This window comes from Streptomyces sp. NPDC096136, assembly GCF_044763325.1.
In the GTDB taxonomy this organism is placed as follows: Bacteria; Actinomycetota; Actinomycetes; order Streptomycetales; family Streptomycetaceae; genus Streptomyces.
On sequence record NZ_JBIWFZ010000026.1, the window covers coordinates 93496 to 100202 of the forward strand.

The window sequence follows — 6707 nt, forward strand, 5'->3', positions numbered from 1 at the left end:
CCTCTCGGGCCGCAGGCTTTCCTTCGGGGCCGCCGCCCGCGTTGCCCTGACCGTGTCCGGCGGAGTCCGCCCCCGGCACCTTCGGCTGCATCGACATCGGCACCCCCCCACGCACGACAACGTCGGCCTTCAAGACCACCACCAGGTCGTGAAGGCCGACGTCACGCGAAGCCCCGAATCGGCCTACGGCGTCCCCTCCGGGCGCGCGGGGCCGCGCCCGCCCCGGGCCTGCCCGCTTCCGGGCAACCCGGCCCTGCACATCCCCGGGCCGATGCTGCATGCTGTGGCTACGACCCGCACAAACGGTCCGCCTCAGGCATGGAGCTGCGCATGACTACCACCTTCCCGGACGTCACCATCAGCACGGACCGGCTGGTGCTGCGCCCCTTCGAGGAGGAGGACGCCGGCGCGCTCGCCGAGATGATGAACGACGAGCAGGTCACCGCCTGGACCCCGGCCCCGCACCCCTACACCCGCGCCGACGCCCGCGCCTGGGCCACCGCCCTCTCCCACGCCGAGCGCACCGGCGGCCGCGGCATCGTCTTCGCCGTCGCCGAGTTCCTCACCCACCGCCTCGTCGGCAGCGTCCACCTGCGCAACGCCGACTGGCGCACCCGCACCACCGAGATCCGCTACGTCACCGCCCCCTGGGCCCGGGGCGAGGGCTACGCCAGCGAGTCCGTCCTCGCCGTCGCCCGCTGGCTCTTCCGCGAGCAGCGGTTCGAAAGACTCGAAATGCGCACGGCCGCGGACAACACCGCCGCCCAGCAGGTCGCCCAGAAGATCGGTTGCATCAGTGAGGGCGTCCTGCGCAACGCCTGGACCGTCCGCACCCAGGCAGCCGACGGCAGCTGGGCCGACACCCGCACCGACCTCATCGTCTGGAGCCTGGTCCCCGAGGACCTCGACGAATCCGGCGCCTACGACGAGGACTACGGCGCGTACGACACGTACGACAGCCGCGAGGCCCGCGAGGCCCGGGAGGCCCGCGGCGCCCACCCGGCCCCCGCCCTCGCCGCGGACCGGAACCGAGCCGTCACCAGGTAGTCTCGACGTGCGGGACCCCGACGGAACCTCGCCTGCCCCCACCCCAGGAGACTGACGACGATGGCCGACCGGGTCACGGTGATCGGCTGGGACGGCTCCCCCCTGACCGCGGCCGCCCGGTCCGCGCTCTCCGCGGCCACCCTGGTGGCCGGCGCCGCCCACCACCTCGCGCTCCCCGAAGTCCCGCCCGCCGCCGAACGCATCCGCCTCGGCAGCCTCGGCCTCGCCGCCCGCCGCATCGCCGGCCACCGCGGCACCGCCGTCGTCCTCGCCGACGGGGACCCCGGCTTCTTCGGCGTCGTACGCACCCTGCGCGCGCCCGAACACGGCCTGGAAGTCGAGGTCGTCCCCGCCGTCTCCTCCGTCGCCGCCGCCTTCGCCCGCGCCGGAATGCCCTGGGACGACGCCCAGGTCGTCGTCGCCCACCCCCGCACCCTGCGCCGCGCCGTCAACGTCTGCCGCGCCCGCGGCAAGGTCGCCGTCCTCACCTCGCCCGGCGCCGGACCCGCCGAACTCGCCCTGCTCCTCGAAGGGGTGCACCGGACCTTCGTCATCTGCGAGGCCCTCGGCACCGACCGCGAACGCGTCACCGTCCTCACCTCCGACGCCGCCGCCGACCACACCTGGCGCGACCCCAACGTCGTCATCGTCATCGGCGGCGCCGGACACGCCACCGCCGACGCCCCCTGGCTCCTCGGCCAGGGCCCCGCCCAGGCCCCCGCCGCCGGCCGCGGCTGGGCCCGCGCCCTCACCGACCCGGACGCGGGGGAGGGGGAGTCGGCGCAGCTGCGCGCCGCCCAGCTCGCCCGCCTCGGCCCCCGCCCCGGCGACCTCGTCTGGGACATCGGCACCGGCCACGGAGCCCTCGCCGTCGACGCCGCCGCCTTCGGCGCCGCCGTCATCGCCGTCGACGCCGACCCGCGCGCCTGCGAACGCGCAACAGCCGCCGCCCGCAAGCGCGGTGTGCAGATCCAGGTCGTCGCGGGCCGCGCTCCACACGTGCTCGAGAACCTGCCCGAACCCGATGTCGTACGGGTGGGGGGCGGCGGCGCCGAAGTCGTCGCCGCCGTCGCCGACCGCCGCCCCGAACGGATCGTCAGCCACGCCTCCACCCGCGACGAGGCGGAGGCCATCGGGCGGACGCTCACCGAACACGGGTACGCCGTCGAGTGCGCGCTCCTCCAGTCCCTGGGCCTCGACACCAGGACCTGGGCCGAACAGGAGCGTTCCGTCGTGTTCCTGCTGGCAGGCGAACGCCCCGTGAACCGCTGACACAGGAGCCCGGGGTAGGCTGGCCGATCGTCGTACCGCCCGGCAGGCGCACGACGTGGCGCAGTCCACAGGGGACCGTGCCGGTTTCCGGCCGACACGGTGGCCGACGAGCGCGACAATGCTCAGGAGTTGTCGTGCGGGCGCACGCGAGACGTGGCGCCGCGCGGGGACCCCGCTCGTCGGGCCACAAGGGCGCCGGGCGATCGAAGAGGCGAAGAGGCAACACCGATGGGCGAGGGGTAAGCATGACTGACACCGGCCAGGTCCCGGGCGAGGGTCACCCGGACAACGCGGGCATGGTGGATCAGCAGGGCGTTCCCGCTCCGGTCCCGCAGATGCCCCCCCTGCCGCCGATGCCCCCGGCCGGCTACGCCTTCCAGGACCTCGTCGACGACCCCGCCGAGGACGAGGAACTGCTCCTCATGCCGAGCGGGCACGGCCAGGGCTCCTGGAGCGACCCCCAGGTGGTCCCGGCGGTCCCCGCCTTCCCCGGCGAGTTCCCCGTCGAACAGGGGTACGCCGAGTACCCCCAGCCCCAGCCCGCCGCCTACCCCGAACAGGGGCACCCCGTCTTCCCGGACCCGGGCTACGCGATGCCGGGCCAGCCGATGCCGGGCCAGCCGATGGCGGTACCGCCGCTCCACGACCAGTCCCTGGCCGGCCAGGGACTGCCCGGCCAGCCCCTCGGCGCGCAGCCCGCAGCGGTCTTCCCCGAGGCCGGCTACCCCGACGCCGCGTTCCCCGAGCCCTTCGCCGACCCCGCCGCGTACAGCGCGGGCGCGCACGAGGCCGGCGGCCGTGACTCCGGCTCCCTGGACCTCGGCGGCCTCGTCGTCCCGCCGGCGGCCCCCGCCGCGGCCGGGCAGATGCCGCCCGCCGCCTCCGTGAACCCGTCCCGCCGGCCCCTGCACATGGGCCCGCCCGTGCCCGAGGCCACCGGGGGAGTCGTACGGTCCCTCGCGGACCGGGGCCCCGCCGCCGCGCCCGCCGCGCAGCCGGTGCAGGTCGCGCCCGCCGTCGCCGTGGCGCCCGCCGCCCCGGCCGCCGCCCCCGCCGCGGCCGTCGCCCCCGCCGTCGCCCCGGAGCCCGGCCCCGACACGGCCGCCGCCCCGGCCGCCGCCGGAGCACCCGCCGCCGAGGCCCAGCCCGCCGCCGTGCCCGCGGGCGCCGGGGAGCCGCAGGCCGCCGCGCCCGCCGCGGAGCCCGTTGCGGGGCAGCCCGGTGCGCCCGCCGCCGGCCCCGAGTACCTGGACGCCGCCCCGGGCGCGGAGGCCCCGGTGGCCCCGCAGCTGGGTGAGATCCCGCCGCAGGCCGGTGAACCGTGGGCGGCGGCGCCTGCGGAGGCCGGTGCCGGTGCCGGTGTCGGTGTCGAGCAGGTGGCCCCGGGTGCGGCCGAGGCGCAGGTCGTGGCCGAGGGCCAGCCCGTGGTCGAGGGCCAGCCGGTCGTCGAGGGTCAGGCCGTGGTCGAGGCTCAGCCGGTGGTCGAGGGCCAGGCTGCGGCCGAGGCCCAGCCGGTGGTCGAGGCTCAGCCGGTCGTCGAGGGTCAGGCCGTGGTCGAGGGTCAGGCCGTGGTCGAGGCTCAGCCCGTGGTCGAGGGCCAGGCTGCGGCCGAGGCTCAGCCGGTGGTCGAGGGCCAGCCGGTGGTCGAAGCTCAGCCGGTCGTCGAGGGCCAGCCGGTGGCTGAGGCCCAGCCCGTGGTCGAGGGCCAGGCAGGGGTCGAGGCTCAGCCCGTGGCAGAGGGCCAGCCCGTGGTCGAGGGCCAGGCTTCGGCTGAGGCTCAGCCGGTGGTCGAGGGCCAGCCTGGCGTCGAGGGCCAGCCCGTGATCGAGGCTCAGGCCGTGGCCGAGGGCCAGCCGGTGGTCGAGGGGCAGCCCGCTGTCGAGGGCCAGCCGGTGGCCGCGGTGCAGCCCGTGGTGGAAGGCCAGGCTGCGCCGGTGGTCGAGGGCGCCGAGGCGCAGCAGGCCGCTCCGGCCACGGAGGCCGCCGCGGCTCCCGAGGGTGCTGTGGCCGTCGAGGCGGCCGGGGCCCCGGAGGCCGTCGCCGCCGAGACCCCCGCCGCCCCCGAGGGCGTCCCGGCCGCCGAGGCCGTCGCCGCTGCCGAGGGGGCTCCCGCGCCGGCCCCCGAGGCCGCCCAGGCCGTCGAGGCCGCGCCTGGGACCCCGGAGCCCGCCCAGGCCCCCGCCTCCGAGACCCCGGCGGAGCCCTCCGCCGAGGCCCCGGCCGAGCAGGCCGACCCCGCCGCGCAGGCCGACGTACCGGCCGAGCAGGCGGCGGAGCCCGCCGCCGCGCAGCCGGCCGCCGAGGCCGGGCCCGCCACCGGCGACGAGGCCCCCGCCGACGGCGAAGCCGCCGCCGAGGGTCCCGCGGAGCCCCAGCCCTCCGTCGGCGAGCCGGCCCCCGGCTACGCCGACGCCGAGCGCGAGGCCGTCCTGCGCGTCATGCGCGAGCGCCGCGACATCCGCAACGGCTTCCGTACCGACCCGATCCCGCACGAGGTGCTGCTGCGCGTCCTGGAGGCCGCCCACCACGCCCCGAGCGTCGGGCACTCCCAGCCGTGGGACTTCGTCGTCATCCGCTCGGCGGAGACCCGCCGCACGATGCACGAGCTCGCCCAGCGCCAGCGCGAGGCCTACGCCAAGTCGCTGCCCAAGGGCCGGGCGAAGCAGTTCAAGGAACTGAAGATCGAGGCCATCCTCGACACCCCGGTGAACATCGTCGTCACCGCCGACCCCACCCGCGGCGGCCGCCACACCCTCGGCCGGCACACCCAGCCGCAGATGGCCCCGTACTCCTCCGCCCTCGCGGTCGAGAACCTCTGGCTCGCCGCGCGCGCCGAGGGCCTCGGCGTGGGCTGGGTCAGCTTCTTCGACGAGCGCGAGATGGTCCGCGCGCTGGGGCTCCCCGAGCACCTGGAGGTCGTCGCCTACCTGTGCGTCGGCTACGTCGACGAGTTCCCCGAGGAGCCGGAGCTGATGCAGGCGGGCTGGGCCCAGCGCCGCCCGCTGGCCTGGGTCGTCCACGAGGAGACGTACGGGCGCCGCGCGCTGCCCGGCGAGGCCCCGCACGACCTGCTCTCCGACACCGTCGCCAGCATCCGCCCGCTCGACGCCAAGGCCCTCGGTGAGGCCTGGGAGCGTCAGAAGCGCATGACGAAGCCCGCGGGCGCCCTCGGCATGCTGGAGATCATCTCCGCACAGCTGGCGGGCCTCTCCCGGGTCTGCCCGCCGCCGATCCCGGAGCCGGCCGCCGTCGCGATCTTCGCCGGCGACCACGGCGTCCACGCCCAGGGCGTCACCCCCTGGCCCCAGGAGGTCACCACGCAGATGGTGGCCAACTTCCTGGGCGGCGGGGCCGTCTGCAACGCCTTCGCCAACCAGGTCGGCGCCGAGGTCTGCGTCGTCGACGTCGGCGTGAAGGGCGAACTGCCGGCCACCCCCGGCCTGCTGCCCCGCAAGGTCCGCCCGGGTACGGACGACCTGTCCGCGGGTCCCGCGATGACCCGCGAGGACGCGATCGCGGCCATCGAGGTCGGCATCGAGACCGCGCGCGACCTCGTCGCCGCGGGCAACAAGGCGCTCCTGACGGGCGAGATGGGCATCGCCAACACCACGGTGTCGGCAGCCCTCATCTCCGTCTTCACGGGCGTCGACCCGGTGGAGGTCACCGGCCGGGGCACGGGCATCAACGACGAGACCCACGCCCGCAAGATCGACGTGGTCCGCCGCGCCCTGGAGCTCCACCAGCCGGACCCGAACGACCCGATCGGCGTCCTGGCGGCCATCGGCGGCCTGGAGCACGCCGCGATCGTCGGCCTGATCCTCGGCGGCGCCTCCCTGCGGACCCCGGTCATCCTGGACGGCGTGAGCGCCGGCGCGGCCGCCCTCGTGGCCCGCGCCATCGCCCCCGAGGCCCTGTCGGCGTGCATCGCGGGCCACCGCAGCGCGGAACCGGGCCACGTGGCCGCCCTGAACAAGCTGGGCCTGCGCCCCCTGGTCGACCTGGACCTCCGCCTCGGCGAGGGCACGGGCGCCCTCCTGGCCCTCCCCCTGGTCCAGAGCGCGGCCCGCGCGATGCACGAGGTGGCCACCTTCGACGCGGCGGGCGTGACGGAGAAGTAGCCGCAGCCATCCAGACGGGGCCGGACACCACAGGGTGTCCGGCCCCGACTGCTTTCTGCCCCGCCTCCCCGGGTGTGGTGGGTCGCCGGTACATGGGCGGGGCGGTCGACAGAAGCCGATCGGGACCGGGGGTGGTCGGGACGTGGGCGGGGCGGTCTCAGGGAGGGTTGGGGGTTTCCCGCCAGTCTCATCGTCCTTCCGTGTCGGGCCGGCCTGTCAAGGGCGCTCCCTTCGGTCGCGTCGCTGCGCGATGGCCTTCGGCCACCCTTG

The 6707-nt window shown here is 76.6% G+C and carries 3 protein-coding genes; all 3 read left to right on the forward strand.

What is annotated here, in order from left to right; translation table 11 throughout:
• The first annotated feature begins 330 nt into the window (after positions 1–330).
• The 3 genes from ACIRBY_RS34695 (at position 331) to cobT (ending at position 6437) form a co-directional block, all read left to right on the forward strand.
• Complete coding sequence (locus ACIRBY_RS34695) at positions 331–1047, forward strand: GNAT family N-acetyltransferase (protein ID WP_403908270.1); 717 nt, start codon at positions 331–333, stop codon at positions 1045–1047.
• Between the two features lie 60 nt (positions 1048–1107).
• The gene (cbiE, locus tag ACIRBY_RS34700) at positions 1108–2319 is read left to right on the forward strand and encodes a precorrin-6y C5,15-methyltransferase (decarboxylating) subunit CbiE (protein WP_403908272.1); all 1212 of its coding nucleotides are present in this window, start codon (positions 1108–1110) and stop codon (positions 2317–2319) included.
• 245 nt (positions 2320–2564) lie between these two features.
• A complete protein-coding gene (gene cobT, locus ACIRBY_RS34705) occupies positions 2565–6437 on the forward strand; it encodes a nicotinate-nucleotide--dimethylbenzimidazole phosphoribosyltransferase (protein ID WP_403908274.1) in 3873 nt (1290 codons plus the stop codon).
• Positions 6438–6707: the final 270 nt, after the last annotated feature.